This is a genomic window from Halogranum amylolyticum (genome assembly GCF_900110465.1).
GTDB lineage: Archaea > Halobacteriota > Halobacteria > Halobacteriales > Haloferacaceae > Halogranum > Halogranum amylolyticum.
Genome location: NZ_FODV01000004.1, coordinates 347,397 through 363,759 on the forward strand (window position 1 = coordinate 347,397; position 16,363 = coordinate 363,759).

General features: G+C 64.4%; 15 protein-coding genes and 1 tRNA gene. 7 read left to right on the forward strand and 9 right to left on the reverse strand.

Features of this window, described 5'->3' with window-relative positions:
- Window positions 1-112: 112 nt before the first annotated feature.
- The 5 genes from BSG17_RS10470 to BSG17_RS10490 all read right to left on the reverse strand — a co-directional run bounded on the left by BSG17_RS10470 (window position 113) and on the right by BSG17_RS10490 (window position 8,550).
- A complete protein-coding gene (locus BSG17_RS10470) occupies window positions 113-661 on the reverse strand; it encodes a DUF7344 domain-containing protein (protein WP_089823719.1) in 549 nt (182 codons plus the stop codon).
- 151 nt (window positions 662-812) lie between these two features.
- Window positions 813-2,837 (reverse strand): SpoVR family protein, encoded by a 2,025-nt coding sequence (locus tag BSG17_RS10475; RefSeq protein ID WP_089823721.1) that lies wholly within the window; start codon window positions 2,835-2,837, stop codon window positions 813-815.
- 60 nt (window positions 2,838-2,897) lie between these two features.
- A complete protein-coding gene (locus BSG17_RS10480) occupies window positions 2,898-4,217 on the reverse strand; it encodes a YeaH/YhbH family protein (RefSeq protein WP_089823723.1) in 1,320 nt (439 codons plus the stop codon).
- The gene (locus tag BSG17_RS10485) at window positions 4,208-6,475 is read right to left on the reverse strand and encodes a PrkA family serine protein kinase (protein ID WP_089823725.1); all 2,268 of its coding nucleotides are present in this window, start codon (window positions 6,473-6,475) and stop codon (window positions 4,208-4,210) included. Before BSG17_RS10485 ends, BSG17_RS10480 begins: the two co-directional genes overlap by 10 nt.
- Before the next feature lie 2 nt (window positions 6,476-6,477).
- Window positions 6,478-8,550 carry a PrkA family serine protein kinase gene (locus tag BSG17_RS10490; RefSeq protein WP_089823727.1) on the reverse strand — a complete coding sequence of 691 codons (2,073 nt, stop codon included), beginning with the start codon at window positions 8,548-8,550 and terminating at the stop codon, window positions 6,478-6,480.
- A gap of 500 nt (window positions 8,551-9,050) precedes the next feature.
- On the opposite strand from BSG17_RS10490, the gene BSG17_RS10495 reads away from it, so the two are divergent.
- Window positions 9,051-9,443, forward strand: a complete 393-nt coding sequence (locus BSG17_RS10495) for a DUF5820 family protein (RefSeq protein ID WP_089823729.1) — start codon at window positions 9,051-9,053, stop codon at window positions 9,441-9,443.
- Between the two features lie 84 nt (window positions 9,444-9,527).
- Window positions 9,528-9,974 (forward strand): UPF0179 family protein, encoded by a 447-nt coding sequence (locus BSG17_RS10500; protein ID WP_089823731.1) that lies wholly within the window; start codon window positions 9,528-9,530, stop codon window positions 9,972-9,974.
- Window positions 9,975-9,978: 4 nt separating this feature from the next.
- Here the strand turns inward: BSG17_RS10500 and BSG17_RS10505 are convergent, their stop codons facing one another.
- Both BSG17_RS10505 and BSG17_RS10510 read right to left on the reverse strand, forming a co-directional pair.
- Window positions 9,979-10,782, reverse strand: a complete 804-nt coding sequence (locus BSG17_RS10505; protein WP_089823732.1) for a M14 family metallopeptidase — start codon at window positions 10,780-10,782, stop codon at window positions 9,979-9,981.
- Between the two features lie 129 nt (window positions 10,783-10,911).
- Window positions 10,912-11,403 (reverse strand): DUF309 domain-containing protein, encoded by a 492-nt coding sequence (locus tag BSG17_RS10510; RefSeq protein WP_089823734.1) that lies wholly within the window; start codon window positions 11,401-11,403, stop codon window positions 10,912-10,914.
- A gap of 188 nt (window positions 11,404-11,591) precedes the next feature.
- Between BSG17_RS10510 and BSG17_RS10515 the strand changes: the two genes are divergently transcribed.
- Window positions 11,592-11,675 (forward strand) — tRNA-Leu (locus BSG17_RS10515).
- Window positions 11,676-11,886: 211 nt separating this feature from the next.
- Window positions 11,887-12,594 (forward strand): DUF2270 domain-containing protein, encoded by a 708-nt coding sequence (locus BSG17_RS10520; RefSeq protein WP_089823736.1) that lies wholly within the window; start codon window positions 11,887-11,889, stop codon window positions 12,592-12,594.
- A 48-nt stretch (window positions 12,595-12,642) separates the two neighbouring features.
- On the opposite strand, the gene BSG17_RS10525 is transcribed toward BSG17_RS10520, so the two are convergent.
- Both BSG17_RS10525 and BSG17_RS10530 read right to left on the reverse strand, forming a co-directional pair.
- Window positions 12,643-12,915 (reverse strand): hypothetical protein, encoded by a 273-nt coding sequence (locus BSG17_RS10525; protein WP_089823738.1) that lies wholly within the window; start codon window positions 12,913-12,915, stop codon window positions 12,643-12,645.
- A gap of 434 nt (window positions 12,916-13,349) precedes the next feature.
- On the reverse strand, window positions 13,350-13,622 hold the full coding sequence (locus BSG17_RS10530; RefSeq protein ID WP_089823740.1) for a DUF8101 family protein: 273 nt from the start codon (window positions 13,620-13,622) through the stop codon (window positions 13,350-13,352).
- A gap of 96 nt (window positions 13,623-13,718) precedes the next feature.
- On the opposite strand from BSG17_RS10530, the gene BSG17_RS10535 reads away from it, so the two are divergent.
- The 3 genes from BSG17_RS10535 to BSG17_RS10545 all read left to right on the forward strand — a co-directional run bounded on the left by BSG17_RS10535 (window position 13,719) and on the right by BSG17_RS10545 (window position 16,277).
- Window positions 13,719-14,522: an inositol monophosphatase family protein gene (locus tag BSG17_RS10535; protein WP_089823742.1), complete on the forward strand. Its 804-nt coding sequence runs from the start codon at window positions 13,719-13,721 to the stop codon at window positions 14,520-14,522.
- 60 nt (window positions 14,523-14,582) lie between these two features.
- Window positions 14,583-15,032: an Lrp/AsnC family transcriptional regulator gene (locus tag BSG17_RS10540; RefSeq protein WP_089823744.1), complete on the forward strand. Its 450-nt coding sequence runs from the start codon at window positions 14,583-14,585 to the stop codon at window positions 15,030-15,032.
- 108 nt (window positions 15,033-15,140) lie between these two features.
- Window positions 15,141-16,277 carry a DUF63 family protein gene (locus BSG17_RS10545; RefSeq protein WP_089823746.1) on the forward strand — a complete coding sequence of 379 codons (1,137 nt, stop codon included), beginning with the start codon at window positions 15,141-15,143 and terminating at the stop codon, window positions 16,275-16,277.
- The last annotated feature ends 86 nt before the right edge of the window (window positions 16,278-16,363 follow it).

Sequence of the window (16,363 nt, forward strand, 5' to 3'; positions counted from 1 at the left end):
GTCACTCCGTAGAGGTACGCACGAGAGCCGATTGAGTATACGGCGACTGCTCGCAGTACAGACCGCCTGTCTCGCTCGGTAGGCACGCGTGACTAGGAGTAAGCAGACCGTACTACGACCTGAGTCGGTCGAAGAGCGTACTCTGTTGCGTCGAGATGTGGTAGATCGCCGAGAGCGCGAACAGGCCGAAGAAGGCGGTCGCGAGCGCGACCGCGTCGAGTCCACGGACGAACGGGACGCCGACGAAGCCGGCGGTCTGGACGAGCAGTCCGAGCACCGCTACTCCGAGATAGTACTCTCCCCACGAGAGCCCGTGCTTCGGGACGACTTCGAGATAGACGGTCACCTCGTCGGCGTGCTGCGAGAGTCTCATCCCGTCGTCGCTCTGTTCGATGATCCCCAACTCCTCGAGTTTCGGTATGTGCGTCTGGTGCAGCGAGACGTAGACGCTCTGGCGGACGTTCCGCGGCGCCGGCGTCTCCCCCGCCTCGACGCCCGCGACGTACTCCGACAGATCGCGAACGGACACCGGCATCTCGGCCTCTCGAAGCCGCGAGAGCACCAATCGCCGCCGGTCGTTCCGCAACACGTCGTGGATCTCCGTCCGCTTCAGACCACTCTCCGACGACTCCTCGGCCAGCTGCTGAACCCCTGAACTCATCCCGACGGATAGTTCACTCGGCTAACATATTAAGATGACCCATGATTTAGCACTTATTGACAAGTGAGAAATACTCTCACATTTGAACAAACGGGAGCGACGAGATCACAGAGATTCGGGGCGGAAGCCCACGACATCCGGCGTGAGTAACTTACGCCAGCCAGTCGTCGGGTTTCGTGTCGTAGTCGACGTCGCTGGCGGTGATACGCTCGGTGAGTTCGTCGTCGAGGTCGTGGACGGCGAACGACTCGCCGTCGTAGCGGATCCGCTTGCCGACCTCGACGGGGTCGGGTTCGCGGTTCCGACGTCGAGCGATCTCGAGGTCGTGCTCGTCGTACTCCTTGATGATGGTCATGAGGTTGACCGGCCGACCCCACAGGTCGTAGAGTCGTTCGACCACGCCCTTCGCCTGCTCGCGGTCCAGCATGATACCGTTGTACTGGTGACCCAAGAGCAGCTCGCCGCGGTTGTCGTAGTTGCCGTCGTAGACGGCGACCGTCGGCTTACCGAAGTTGGTGAACATGAGGAGCAGTTTCTTTTTGACGTCCTCGTAGTCGGTGCTGGTGACGCGGAAGTCGCCGCTGGCGCGGGTGTACTCGTAGGTGAAGTAGTGGCTCTCCGTGACGAACTCGTCGGAGAGGAACGCGTCGAGGAACGTCACGTCGTTGTGGCTCTCGCGGATCTCGCGCATCCGGTCCCAGCCGGCCGTGTAGTCGACGTCCGCCAGCGCCTCCGCGACGCTGTCGTACTGCTCGTCGTCGAACATGTAGCGGGCGATCTGTTCCAGTTCGGACCGACGGATGCGACGGACGAATCCGCGGTTCTGCGGCTTGAGCAGCGAGTAGTGCCGCTCGGCCATCCCCTCGTAGGTGAGCAGCTTCCACGGGTAGGCGTCGACGTCGACGTCGCTCTCCTCGCCCGCCTCGCGGGCCGAGACGACGTGGTCGAGCGTCTCATGGTCGACGCGCGGGTCGTCGGGACCGAGTGCGACGAGGTCGTCGACGGTGTCCGAGCGGATGCCGTCGATGGCCGGGTCGGGTGCGAGCAGCTCCTGTACCTCCTCGAAATCGACGCTGTCGTGGAAGTTCCGCCACGTGATCCCCTTCACGCGCAGCAGCTTGTCGACGACCTCGCGGCGGTTCGTCGAGTTCTCGACGTACTCCCAGAGGTCCTTACCGAGTTTGTACGGGTTCAGCCCGGGCGATCCGAGCACGCGCGACTGGTGGTCGGCGTAGGTGATGAACTCGTCCGTCCCGGCGAACTGCTCCTCGCCCATCATGAGCGACTCCCAGTAGGCCGCCCACCCCTCGTTCATCACCTTGGTCATCTTCTGGGCGGCGAAGTAGTACGCTTCCTCCCGCAGCATGTCGAGGACGTCCTTCTGCCACGGCTCCATCTCGACGGCCTTCCCCTTCTCCTCGTCGTAAGTCATCCCGTGGCGACGGAGGTACGCGAGGATGTCCTTCTGCGGTTCGTCGATGCTCGCCTCCGCCTCCTCGGCTTCGGCGAGCGCGTCGAGCCACTCCTCGGAGAACACCTGTCGGCGCACCTCGTCGGAGATCTCCATGTCGTCGAGACGGTCTCGGAGGTCCTCCGGCCCTTCCTTCTCGCGGGGGAGCCCCGCCTCGCGGTACGGCCGGTGTTGGTCGATGTTGTCCTCCAGACAGAGGACGGCGTCGATGAACTTCTCGACCTCGCCGCGGTCGATCTCGGGGTCGTCCATGTAGTTGCCGATGGCGGTACCGTGGGCTTCCAGCATCGCCGCCGCGTCGAGCATGTCGCCGTCCTTCGAGAACATCCCGAACCACTCGTTGTTGGCGAAGAAGTCGGCGTGGGCCTCGACGTGGGTGATGACCGCCTTCTGGTCGGCGATCGAGTTCGACTCCTGGAGGAAGGCGTGACTCGGGTTGTCGTTGTTGACGATCTCGAACGCCTTGCCCATGCCGAACTGGTCCTGCTTGCGCTGGCGGTCGTAGCTCATCCCCCACCGCCAGTGCGGGTAGCGGTTCTGGAACCCGCCGTAGGCGATGAGCTGGTTCATCTCGTCGTAGTCGACGATCCAGTAGTTCACCGGGTACGGTTCGAGCCCGAGTTTCCGGGCGAGGTTTCCGGCCTCGTGGACCGGCTCCTCCAGTTGCTTGGCGACGCGCTGGGCGTCGATTCGGTCGTCTCTCATGACGGACACCTCCGCTGGTGACCCGGATGAGCGACGTCAGCTGCTGCTGTTGGGTCGCGTTCAATCATCGTTGCTCTCCGTGCTGAGAATCTTGTAAATGGCGTCGACGACGTCGTCCGGCGACTTGACGTAGGCGACGACGACGTTACCGGTGTCCGAGAGAGTGCTCTCGACCTCCTCGGCGTGCGTCGCGTTGATGGCGTTGCCACCGGGCTGCGTCTCCACGTAGGCGTGGAGGTTCGCCGGGATCTCCTCCATCAGCGGGATGACGTTCTCCCGGGTGTCGTTCGAGGAGTTCTCCGAGTCGCCGGCGGCGAAGACGTAGCGGTTCCAGTCGCTCCACGGGTACTCCTCCTCGAGGATCTCCTTGGCGAGGTGGTACGCCGAGGAGATCTTCGTGCCGCCGCCCGAGCGGATGCCGAAGAACTCCTCGCGTTCGACCTGCCAGGCCTCGGCGTCGTGGGCGATGTAGACGAACTCGGCGTTGTCGTACTTGCCCGTCAGATACCAGTCCAGCGGCGTGAACGTCCGCTCGACCAGTTCGCGCTTCTTCTCGCGCATCGACCCCGAGACGTCGCGGATGTTGACCACGACGACGTTCTTCTGTTTCTCCTCGATGATCTCGGGGTGGCGGTAGCGCTCGTCCTCGCGACGGAACGGGACGTCCCGTAGCCCGTCGCGACGGATGCGCTGCATCGTCGACGTCTCCTCGACGTTCTCTGCCATCTCCTCGAAGCTCGCCCACGTCCCGCGTTCGTCCTCGGGGACGTTGTCGAAGGCGTCGGCGATCCACGCGTAGGAGACGAGGATGTTCTCCTCGCGCGCCCAGTGGAACACGTCGTCGGGCGTGACGCCCTCGACCTTGCAGGCCTCGCGGACGTAGTCCTCGTCGAAGTCCATCGCGAGCTTCCGCTTCAGCCCCGAGCGGAACAGCTTCTCGAAGTCGAGCGTGCTGTTCGGCCCCGTGCGGGTGAGCTCGGTGTAGTCGCCCTCGATCTCTTCGACGACCTCCTTCCCCTTCGGTTCGAGGTCCAGACCCAGCTCCTCGTCGAGTTCCTGGGCGAACTCCTCGGGGTCCATCTGGTAGTACTCGTGGTCGGCCCCCTCCTCGCCGGGGTCGCCGTCCTCGCCGTCGCCGTCGCCGGGTTGTGGCGGACCGACGGGTTGGCCGACGTCGGGGGTGCCGTCCTGCCCCTGGCCGACGCCGCCCATGTCGCGGCGGTCGTAGGCGAACTCCGGGAGGTCGACGATCTTGATCGGGATGTTGATGCTGTCCGGGCCGGAGCCGCCGAGGTCGCCGTAGCTGATGAACTCCTTGAGGTCCTCCCGGCGGTTCTCGCCGACCTCACGGAACCGTTCGAGGTCCTCTCTCAGTCCCATCGATCTTTCACCTCCCGCATCACGGCGCGACTCGTCAGTTCGGCCGACGCCTCGCTGTACCCTCTGTTCGTCATCTCGGCTATCGTGTTTCGTTTCACTGTCTCAGTCTCGGTGTTCGCCGGCGGTGAGTCCCACTGGCGGGGGTCGAAGTCCTCGAACAGTCGCTGGACGTCGTCCCAGTCGTGGCTCTCTAACACCGCTCGGATGACCGGAATCTCCGAGAAGTCGACGTTCCGCGCGGAGAACTCCTCGTCGCGGTTCTCCCACGCGTAGCGGTTCAACGCCGTGATGACCTTCTCCCGACGGAACTCCTCGACCTCCTCGGAGGGGGTGTTTCCGGTGTAGTCGTCCTTCTTGAACCGCCCCAGATGCTCGGTCTCGAACAGTTTCATCAGCAGCGCGTCGGGGTCGACGGGACCACGTTCGGTCTCGATCTGTTCGTCGCCGGCCCACGCGTAGACGTGTTCGACGTACTCGGCGACCGTCTCCTCTTCGACGCCCTTCTCCGCGAGCAGCGCGTCGAGCACGTCGCGCTCCTGTCGGGTGGCGATGTAGTTGCGGACCACGGTGACCCGCCCCTCGTACTCCGTCGCCTCCCCGCGGGAGAAGACGGGCGCGACGGAGAGCCCTTCGAGCATCGCGTCGAGGACGTCCTCGGGCATGACGACCTGCTCGACCGGGAGGTCGGAGTGGTGTCGGTCGCGGTCGGCGTGTAACAGGTCGGCGACGACGTCGCGCGTGTAAGTGACGGGAACCCCGTGTTTGCCGTCGTTGGCGTGCTCGAAGTCGAACTCGTCGGCGTCGCGACGGGTGTCGCCCTCCTGCAGGTAGCCCTGGTCGAACAGGATCGCCTTGTCGACGAGGTCGATCCCCGGTGGGAGATCCTCGGCGTCGAGGCGGGTGACGACGCTGTAGAGTGCAGCCGCCTCGAGCGTGTGCGGCGCGAGTTCGAGCGGCGTCACCTCGCCGTGACCGTTTCTGACCGACAGCGTCACCGACTCGCGGATGCGCGCCTCGAGTTCCTCGTACTCGTCGGCCTCCCAGACCGACGTCTCGTTCGTCAGCTCCCGTCGGATGAGTTCGGTCTCCAGCGAGAGGTTCGTCAGGTAGCGGAACTCGTGGCGGTCGAGACGGCGTTTCAGCGCCTTCAGCGGGTCGCGACCGTTGCGGTCGGCGAACTTGTCGAGTTCGACGTCGAGGTCGGGGTTCGAGATGATCAGCAGTTGGGTGTCGATGTCCATCCCGATGCTCTTGTCGAGTTTGACGCGCCGCTCGTCGGGGACGTTCAGCAGTTTCTGCAGCAGGTCGGCGTGCTGGGCCGCGTCCTCGACGATGGTCAGGAGGCTGTTGCCCTGCGAGAGCACACCGTCGTAGCTGAACGCCTGCGGGTTCTTCCGACCGCGAGAGTCGAGCTCCCGGAGCATCCCCGGCATCCACGTGCCGACCAGCCGTTCCTTTGGCGACCCGTCGTCCTCCGAGTGGAGCACGCCGATACCGCGGCCGACGTCGACGATGTAGTTCTTCACGCGGAGATGTTTCGGGTCCGTGATCTTCGAGAACAGCTCCGTCTTCCCCGCCCGACGGTACTGGTCCTCGAGGTAGGTGTACGCCTCGCGGCAGAACGGGTCGAGGCTCGTGCCAAGCGAGACGGGGATGTGGTCCGACGACGCGCTGTTCAGCTCGTCGAGTAGCTTGCGGCGGACCTCCGGCGGGAACACTGAAAGCGGGTTCGACTGGACCGGACTCTCGTACCAGTCGGCCTCGAGGTCGACCCCCTCGTCGGTGTAGCTCAGCCCGCGGGTGTCCGAGGCGCTGGCGACGTTCCACTCGACAGTGTAGCGCCGCCCGGCGTCCGTCTTCGAGTACTCGCGCAGTCCGTTGATGAGACAGCGCTTCAGCTCGGATTTCCCCGTCGCCGTCGGCCCGTCGAACCAGATGATCTTCTCGCCTTTGCCGCGGTCGGCGGCGATGGTTCTGAGGTCGTCGACGAAGCCGTTGAGCACCTCGGTGTTGCCGAGGATGGCGTGTTCCCCGTCGTTGTGCGGGTCGTCGAAGAACCGGTAGCGTTCGACCGTCTCGCCCTCCTCGACGACCGTTCGGGTCCCCATCGACTCGATGGCCTCCAGCAGGTACTTGCTGGCGTGCGAGGCGATGGAGGGGCGTTCGAACGCCAGGTCCACGTACTCCGCGAGGCTCATCGGCGGCTCGTAGGCCGTATCCAGCGCGCGGTCCGCCTCGGTGATGTAGTCGCGTGGCATCCCTAATCTTCCAGCTCGGCTTTGGCGACCTCCGCGCCGGCGAACTCGAGCACTTCGCGGGCGCCCTCCCGGGAGTAGCCCTGATCGACCAAGGCGTCGACCCACGCGTTCCGTTCGTCGTCGTCGAGTTCGTTCGCGGACACCAACGCCGAGAAGTTGATGTTGTGTTTCTTGTCCTCCCAGAGTTTGCGCTCCAGCGCGCGCCGCAGGCGGTCGTTGTCCTGCGGGTTGAACGACGTCCCCTCGCGAGCGCGGCGGGAGACCCAGTTCGAGACCTCCTGGCGGAAGTCGTCCTTGCGGTCCTCCGGGATGTCGAGCCGTTCCTCGACCGAGCGCAGGAACTTCTCGTCGGGGTCCTGCTCGCGGCCGGTGAGTTCGTCCTCGATGGTGGCGTCGTCGATGTACGCCATCACGTGGTCCATGTACTTCTCGCCCTGCCGCTGGATCTCGTCGAGGTCGTACGCCAGCGCGTGGCGGACGTCCTCGATGGCGCGCTCCTTGTACTCCTCGCGCACCAGTTCGAGGTAGCGGTAGTAGCGTTCGAGGTTCTCCTCCGGGATGGAGCCGTGGTTCTCGAGGTTCTCCTCGAAGTGGTTGAACAGCGTGAGTGGACTCAGGTAGTCGCGTCCGCGGTGCGTGGAGTTCATGATCGCCTCGGCGATCTCGTCGCCGATGAACCGGGCGGAGACGCCGTACATCCCCTCGGCGATGTCGGCCTTCTTCTCACCCTCCTCGCGCAGTTTCTTCACGTCGACGTCGTCGCCGTCGTCGAGTTCACCGTTGTAGGCCTTCGCCTTCTGGACGAGCGAGATGCGCTCGCTGTCGGGTTCCTCGATTCTCGTGAGGACGCCGAACAGCCCCGCCATCTCCATGGCGTGCGGTTCGATGTGCATATTCGGCACGTCGGCGTTCCGCAGCATCTTCCGGTAGATGTTCGACTCCTGTTCGTACTCCAGGATGTACGGGAAGTCGATGCGCTTCGTCCGGTCGTTGAACGCCTCCATCTTCTCGTCGCCCTTCTTGTCGCGGTACTCGGGCATGTTCGTCCGACCGACGATCACCTGGTCGATGTCGATCCGGGGGTTGTTCTTCGGCTTGATCGTCTGTTCCTGCGTCGCGTGCAGGAAGTCGTACAGGAACTCCCGCTGGAGCTTCAGCAGCTCCTCGCCGGAGAAGATCCCCCGGTTGGCGTTACAGAACGCCCCCGAGTAGTCGAACGCGCGGGGGTCGGACTCGCCGTAGATGGCGAGTTTCGAGTAGTTGACGTCGCCCGTCAGTTCGGTCTCGTCTTGGTTCTTCTTGTCCTTCGGCTCGAACGTCTCGATGCACTGTCGTTTGTTCTCGCTGGCGACGAGACGGACGATCTCGACGTGGTTCTCCAGCACTTCCTGCAGATCGTCGTCGTAGTGCGCCAGCAGTTTGTCCATGTAGAACTCCGAGGCGGGGTCGAGCGCCTGGTCGTTCCGGATGGTGTACGGCGCGTCGAGCACCTGGTTGAGCTGGTCGATGACGACGTCGCGTTGCTCCTGAGGGAGGAGCACGAGCGGGTCCTGGTCCATCGGCGACTTGACCACGTCGTCGGCGGGGTCCTGGTCGACGATGATGTCGCCGAGGTTCACCCAGCGGAAGGTGTACATCCGCCCTTCGTCGCGGAGGGTGTAGTCCTCGAAGTACCGGCGGACGAGCCAGTCGAAGTGAGACTTGCCCGACCCGACCGGGCCGAGGAGGAGTTTGATGCGTTTCTCGGGACCGAGTCCGCGCGCACCGCTCTTGACCTTGTTGACGAACTCGTGGATCGCCTCGTGGATCTCGCGGCCGTAGAAGACGTTCTCCCCGTCGTGGTGTTCGTCCTCCGTGGCCATGAGATACTCCACGATACCGAGCTCTTCGTTGTACTCGGTGCCGTAGAAGTCGAACATGTCGGCGACTCGCTGGTGGGCGTTTCGCGCGATCCGCGGGTCGTCGTACAGTTCCTGGAGGTACCAGTCGAACGACTTCGCCTCCCGCAGGTCCGCGGGCATCGATTCCTTGTAATGCTGGCTGAGTTCTTCGAGGGTTTCTATCTCACCGTTCATTGTATCACTGTCGTGTCTCGTCTGTCCGCAGGCCAGGACCGAACCACCGGTCGGCGACCACAGAGAGACGGAGGGAGATGGAACACCACGGCACGGCCTCCGACCGAGGGAGAGGTGCGGGCGGTCGCCGGGTAGCGGTCGGTCGTTGTCCACGCGCGCAGGGACCGAGAACCACCGTCGGGGAGAGAGGGAGAGCGGATCGACGGCGGGTCAGTGTGCACGGCGGGGCGGTCGTCCGGTCAGACGTGACCGAGACTATTAGAAGTATGAGTGACGGTAGCATATAACGGTTTCTCCGAGGGCGTCTTGTGTCCCGTCTGCGACGTGACGAAAAGACGGCGACGGAGACACGCTGTCGCCGACGTGTCTCGTCGCCAACAGACTGCCGTTTATATAGCTCACACGTTCGTTCGCGGGAGATCGGGCGCGCAGAGCTCGCAAACACGGGACGGGTGGCTCCGAACGAATCACATTAGAGTGTCGGACCGAAAGGGACGGCTATGAGCTTCGAGACACTGCCGGAGGGGTGGGTCGTCTGGAACGACGAACCGGAGGGGCGGGCTATCCTGGCGTACCGACCCGACGTGTTCGACACCGAGAAGTTCCCCGCGGCCTGTATGCCGACGGTGTTCGTCTCCAACGGGTCGCGGCGTCGACGGCCGGGTGCCTCGCAGATATCGACCGACACGTGGCACATCACCCTCTTCTTGGAACCGGACATCGAGGCTCGGACCGAGGAGTTCGACAGTCGGGAGGCGGCCGTCGAGGGGGCAGTCGCCGCCGCCGAGCGGTTCGTCGACGGCGAGGTCGACTACCGCGAGCTCTACCAGGTGCCGCGCGAGGAGTACTTCGAGAAACTCGACGAGCTGCTCGGGAGAGAGAAAGGCGACTGACGGCCGTCTCCGGGTCGCTGCGGCGGTGACGGCCGAGCACCGGTAGACGGGAGCCTTTTTCGTATCCCTCTCGAAGGGAGAGCCATGTCCAAAGTCACGCTCATCGGGGTTCGTCTGGCCGAAGAGGGTCGCGAGTTCGTCTACCACGGAGAGTCGAGTCTGTGCGAAGGCTGTCCCTATCGGGACCAGTGTCTGAATCTCACCGAGGGCAGACGCTACCGGATCACCGGCGTCCGGGAGAATACCCAGACGCTCGACTGTGCGGTCCACGACACGGGCGTGAAAGCCGTCGAGGTCGAACCGACGTCGGTCCCCGCCAACGTCGCCTCGAAGGGAGCGTACGCCGGGAGCAAGGCTAAACTCGAAGGGCCGTGTCCGTACACGGAGTGCCCCAGTCACGAACTGTGTGTGCCCGAAGGGGCCGATTTCGACACCGAGTACCGCATTCAGGAGGTCGTCGGCGACCCTCCACACGACCACTGTTATCTCGACCGCCAGCTCACGCAGGTCGAACTAGAACCGGAAGAGTAGCGCGTCAGTTCAGCGTGCCGACTCTGTCTGCGGCGTAGCCGAAGACGTCCCGATAGCCGTACGGCGAGAGGAGGACCGGGAAGAACGACGTCTCGGCGTGGAGCGAGTCGCCGTCGACGGCGGCGAACCGTTCGCCCGACTCGACGCGGACGAAGTTCGTCGCGAACACCTCGTACTCGGTGGCGGGTTCCTTCGGGATCTTCTCCAGCAGACGGAAGACAGTCACGTCGTCGCGACCGCCGGCGTCGATGGGGTCGTCGACGGTCGGTGCCGGCAGCGCCGACGTCGCCGCGAGAAACGACCGCGTGAGCCAGTAGGCGTTCTCGACGGCCTCCTCGGAGCCCTGGAAGCCACACTCGACCTCGATGGTGTGAGGATGTTCGATGAGTCGCCCGTCGGTGAAGCGGTCGGTCTCCACGACGACGTCGACGGGAAGACGCGGACAGATGGCGCGGGAGACGGCGTCGACGGTGTCGACGAGCGCGAACGGTTCGCTGTAGGACTGCGTCGAGTGCAGCGAGAGGACGGTACAGTCGTGGAGTTCACGCTGCAACGCGTGGGCGAGACGACGCTCGTGGCTGTCAGCCTCCGGGTCGCCCGGGAACGCGCGGTTGAGGTCGTCGTCGAGGTAGCGGACGTCGGCGTCGAGCGCCTCCTCGTTCGCGACGACGAGTTTTACCGGGCGTTCGACCTCGGGTTCTTTGGCGACCAGTCGTTCGATGGCGCGGACACCGCACGGTTCGTCGCCGTGGATGCTCCCGACGACGGCGACTTCGGGGGTGCCCTCGCCCAACTGATAGACTCTCATTGAACACGTTTTCGTGTCGGCGTTGAAGTGCGTTAAGAATCTCTCGCGAGGGGCGGCCGGCGTCGGCTCGGTCTGACGACGGCGGTTCGAGGTGGCGTCGTCCGGGGACTGTGGTTCGGGACCCGCAGTTCAGGGTCCGTGTTCCAGCGACTCGGCGTACTCGTAGTCGACGTCGTAGGCGGTCGGCCGGTGGTCGTCGAGGCTGATACACCAGCCGTGGAGGGCCGACGGGTCGTCGACTGCGGTCGACAGCGTCTCGCGGACGTCGGCGAGACCGACGCCGTAGAAGTCGTCCGGGAGCCCGTAGAGGTACTCGAGTGCGGTGCGGAACAGCGAGCGCATCCCGTCGTCGTTCTCGAAGTCGAAGTGCTTGTACGCGCCCGCGGCGACCTGGACCATCCCGTGGAGGAAGGCGCTCTCGGGGCTTCCGCGACCGTAGTTGTACCACTCGTCTTCGAAACAGTCGTGGCTCTCGTGGTACGCGCCGTCGTTGAACAGTCGGACGCCGTGTTCGACTGCGCGTCGGAGCGTCGCGTGCTCCCACTGGCGGTAGTCAGCGTGCCACCCAGTCGGGTTGCCGAGCGGTGGCGCGACGCTCGGGTCGCGGGTGTGTTCGTCCATACGTCTCCCTATCGTTTGACGCCCCTAACCGTTTCTCCCGTCGGCGGTTCTTCGCTCGGGTCGAAGGAGAGGACTACCACGAGGGTCGACCGGCGGCCGCGGAGAGCAATTCGGTGACGTGACAGCGACTGCCCAACCGCGAACGAATCGTAGGGTAATTATAAGTCGGTCGACTATTGGACATCTGCGCAAAGGTAGCCAAGCCTGGAAACGGCGGCGGACTCAAGATCCGCTCTCGTAGGAGTCCGTGGGTTCAAATCCCTCCCTTTGCACTTTTCGGACGAACAAGGTGAGGAGTGGAACGTGCCGACAGAGGATCTGAACTACGGTCGCTCGCTGGCGCTCGCTCTCTAGTTCAAATCCCGTTGCATCCTTGTGGCGGACTACGTCGTGAGAGCCACAAGAATCGGATGAGGAGAGTGGCCCGACGCCGACACTGAGCGGCGCGAAGAGAGTTTGGTTCGTCGCGACGAACGCTTAGATATGGTGTCCGACGACTCGTTCGATCCCGAACAGCGTGAGGCACGGGAGGTAGCGGCGCAGGCAGGACGCGACGAAGAGATGTTCCTCTCGCTGTTACCGCACTACTACCGCGGTGAGGTGGCGCAGATGTCGACGCTGCTCGGCCGACTCGACCTGACGACAGACTGGGCGATCGCGCTCATCGCGGCGATGCTCGCCCTCTCGTTCGGAAGCAGGGACAGTCCGCCGTACTTCCTCCTGCTGGGAATGCTCGCGCTCTTGATGTTCCTGGTGTTCGATCTCCGCCGGTACCGGACGTACGATGCGACGCGGTCACGGGTCAGGCTGATAGAGGAGAACGTCTTCGCGAACGCGTTGGACCCGGCGGGTGCGATTCATCGGAACTGGCGCGAAGAACTCGGCGACGACCTGCGGAAACCGACGTTGAAAGTGTCGACACGCGAGGCGCTGTCCCGGCGGCTCAAGCGGGTCTATCTCCCGCTCGTCACCGTGTTGCTGCTCGCGTGGCTCTTCCGTATCACAGTGTTCGTCGGCGGAGAGCGGCCGCTGGAAACGGCGGCGATCCCCGGCGTCCCCGGTGTCGTAGTCGTCGCTTTGGTCGCAGTGACGTATCTCGTGCTGGTACTGCTGGCGCTGTGGCCGACTCCTCGACAGGCGAAGGGTGAGTTCCACGGCGAAGAAGCCGGCGACTGGAAGGGAGAGAAATGAAGCGAGGTCGACCCCCGACGTGAACCGCTCGACACTCGCTGTGTCGTGTTACTCCTCGCCGCCGTCGGTGAGGGGTCGCCCGCCTTCGGTGAGGAGCGTGTCCGCGTGAGCGCGGACGTCCGCCGGGTCCGGACGGTAGCCGTCGCGAACCTCGTCGCTGATGTGACTGACGACAGCCGCCATGTCCGCGCGCGTGCCGTTGGCCTCGACGTGCTCGAAGACGTCGGCGTAGACGGTCGACTCCCAGTGACTCCACGTGTCGTCTTCGAGTTTCGATGCGACCGTGTATTCCAGTTGGCGAACTGCCGTGTCCGAGCGCATGGACGTCCCTACCCCGGTGAGCCACTAAAAAGTACTCTGAGTCGCAATAGAGTTAATTATTCTCCGGACTGTCTGTCGAACGCCGAGAAAGATTCATGTGGGATGGTAGCATACAATATGATGCGAGTGTCGCGAGGACACACCGGACGGCCGCAGTCGGGTAAAACCGGCCGTGGTGAGGCGCAACAACCAAAGACTCTGTAACAGGAGTACGAGGACAACGCGCCGCCAGAGAACCGCAGCAGCCCAGAACTGTTCCGACGAGAACAGTGAGAAGACCAAGTAACGGACGTCGTGAAAACGGTGTTCGCGAAATCGACTCGGTCGGGAAACCGATCGAGGACGGACGAGTCGTAGGGGCTGTCGAAAACGTCTCTCGTCTGGGTCCAAGTCGCGGTTCTCGCCTTTTCCCACGTCAGACCGTCGAGCGACCGCTACGGCGACTCCGACTTTTCGAGCAACCGTTCCATCGAACGGAGGTACTCGGTGGCGGTCTCGGGGTCGGTTTCGACGAGGTCGTCGACTTCCGCACAGCCGTGGAGGAGGCGGTCCCTGAGTTGGCCGGACGGGACGCCCTCTCTCGTCACCGACTCGACGCTCTCGACGTGATCTGCGGCCGCCTCGGCGTCGCCCTCACGAGCGTCTGCAGTCGCCTTCGAGAGATGGTGAGCCAGCGCCGATCGAATCTCCGTTGGAAGCGTCGACATACGTCAGACGATAACACGCGACGTGGTTATAGTTCCGGTCGTATCGCCGACAAGAGAACCGACGTTTATACAGTACCGTCGTTCTGACTCCGTTACATGACTGACGGGACAGATCGAGCAACGGTCGCTGAACGCGCTGCCGCGAGCGGTGCCGACGTCGCGGCGGCGGCGTTCCGCCAGGGGATCGCCGTGGAGACGAAGGAGGGGAAGACCGACGTCGTCACGCAGGCCGACAGAGACACACAGGCACGCGTCATCGAGGTCATCGCGGAGTCGTTTCCCGACGACGTCGTCGTCGGCGAGGAGGCCGACGCCCGCAAGACCGTCCCGAACGAGGGTCACTCCTGGGTGGTCGACCCCATCGACGGGACGAACAACTTCGTCCGGAACATCCGCGTCTGGACCACCTCCGTCGCCGCCGTCGACGACGGGGAACCGGTCGCCGCGGCCAACGTCCTCCCCGCCTGCGACGACGCGTACACGGCCGACGCCGAGGGGACCTACCGCAACGGGACGCCCGTCTCCGTGAGCGACGTCTCCGACCCTCGGCGGGCGACCGTCGCCCCGACGTTCTGGTGGGACTTCGACCACCGTGCGGAGTACGCCGCCGCGACGCGGGGGATCGTCGAACGGTTCGGCGACCTCCGGCGGTTCGGATCAGCGCAGGTGACGCTGTCGATGGTCGCCTCGGGGGCGCTCGAAGGGACGATCACGAACGAGCGGGCCAACCCGTGGGACACCGTCGCGGGCGTCTACATGGTCCGACAGGCCGGCGGCACCGTCACCGACCTCGAGGGCGACCGCTGGCGACACGACTCGACGGGACTCGTCGCCTCGAACGGCGCGGTCCACGACGAGGTGTTGGCGGCCGCCCAAGCGATCGAAGGGTCGGACGACTGAGCGACAGAGAGCGACTGCGGCATCCGCAAGGGCAAAGTCGTCACTCGGACTTCCTCCGATATGGAACTCGACGACACCGACCGGGCGATCCTTCGGATCCTCCAGGAAGACGCACGTACACCGTTCAGCGAGATCGCCCGTCGGATCGAGATGTCGAGTGCGACAGTCCACGACCGGGTCGGTCGGATGGAGGAGGCGGGCGTCATCGAGGGGTACCACGCGACGGTCGATCCGAAGGCGGTCGGCTACGGCACGTCAGCACTGGTCGGACTGACGGTCGAACAGGGTCACGAGGAGGAGACGCTCGAACAGCTCCGCGAACTCGAGGGCGTCCAAGAGGTCCATCTCACCACCGGCGAGTGGGACGTCGTCCTGCGGGTGTACGCCCACGACACCGACGACCTCAGGAAGCTGATGTTCGAGCACATCGCGGCGATGGACGGGTTCTCCCGGTCGCAGACGATGGTCATCCTCGGCACCTACTACGACGACGAACGCCTCCCGCTGTAGTGGGCGACTGGAGTGCGCGTCGCGTGAGATGTGCAAACACGTCGACGCCGTGGCGTCGAGACGCACGAGACCGGAACCCTCAACTCCGGGCGCGTCACCTGTTGCGATATGGCTACGGTTAGCGAACGCCTCGGCGTCGACCCCGAGCGACTGTGGGGCGGGACGGTCCTCGCGCTGCTGGTCGGACTCGTCGGTGGCTCTCTGCTTCTTCCTCGTATCGTCTACGACAACTTCATCTGGCACTACTTCTGGGGGCCGGTGCAGGCCGACGCCAACTCGGCGGTCTGCGCCGTCCGAGAGGGTGGGACGACCCAGTATCTGTCGAGTTCGAGCGCGTGTGCCGCCGCGCCGGAACCGGTCGCCTACCCCGGCTACACGCTCGTCTCGGAGGTCGGCTACATCGTCGTCCTGCTGCTCGCGCTGATCGGCATAGTCTTCCTGCTCCGTCGACTCGACATCGGCACGGACAGAGAGTTCTTCTTCGCGCTGTTCCCGTTCATGCTGTTCGGGGGTGCCCTCCGCGTCGTCGAGGACGCCAATGACGCGCCCGGTGCCGAGACGCTCATCACCTACCCGCTGAACACGCTCGTCATCAGTCCGGTCATCTACGTCACCGTCTTCGCAATCACCCTCGGGGCCGTCGTCGCTAGCGTCGCACTTGATCGGAACGGCGTCATCGACGACTACGCGAAACTGTTGTTCGCCTTCGGGACCGTCGCCCTCCTGGCCACGCTCGGCTACCTCGTCGCGCTCGCCGCGACCGGTTCGAAAGGCGTCACCTTCTACCCGCAGGTCGTCACGGTCATCCTCCTCGGTGCGACGCTCTCTGCGGCGGCGACGTGGTGGCTCATCGAGCGGTTCGCACCCGAGATCAACCGGGGGACGGGCCGGATCGGCTTCGTCATCATCTGGGGGCACGCCGTCGACGGCGTCGCCAACGTGATCGGTCTCGACTTCATGACGGCGCTCGGCGCGGGACGGAACCTCGTCCCGAAACACCCCGTCAACCAGGCGATCGTCGACTTCACGGCCGCGACGCTCCCGCCGTCGATACTGGCGGTCACGGGCGACGCGTGGCCGTTCCTCCTCGTGAAACTCCTCGCGGCGACGTTCGTCGTCTGGGTGTTCGAAGAGGAGATCTTCGAGGAGAGCCCTCGCTACACGATGTTGCTCCTCATCGCGATCCTGGCGGTCGGACTCGGTCCCGGGACGCGTGACATGCTACGCGCGACGTTCGGGGTCTGAGCGACCGACCGGACCGACCATACGACCCCGGCGTCGGCTACGCATCCGGCGAAGAAACGCCTTTGTTCACCCCTCGTGTCCCGAAA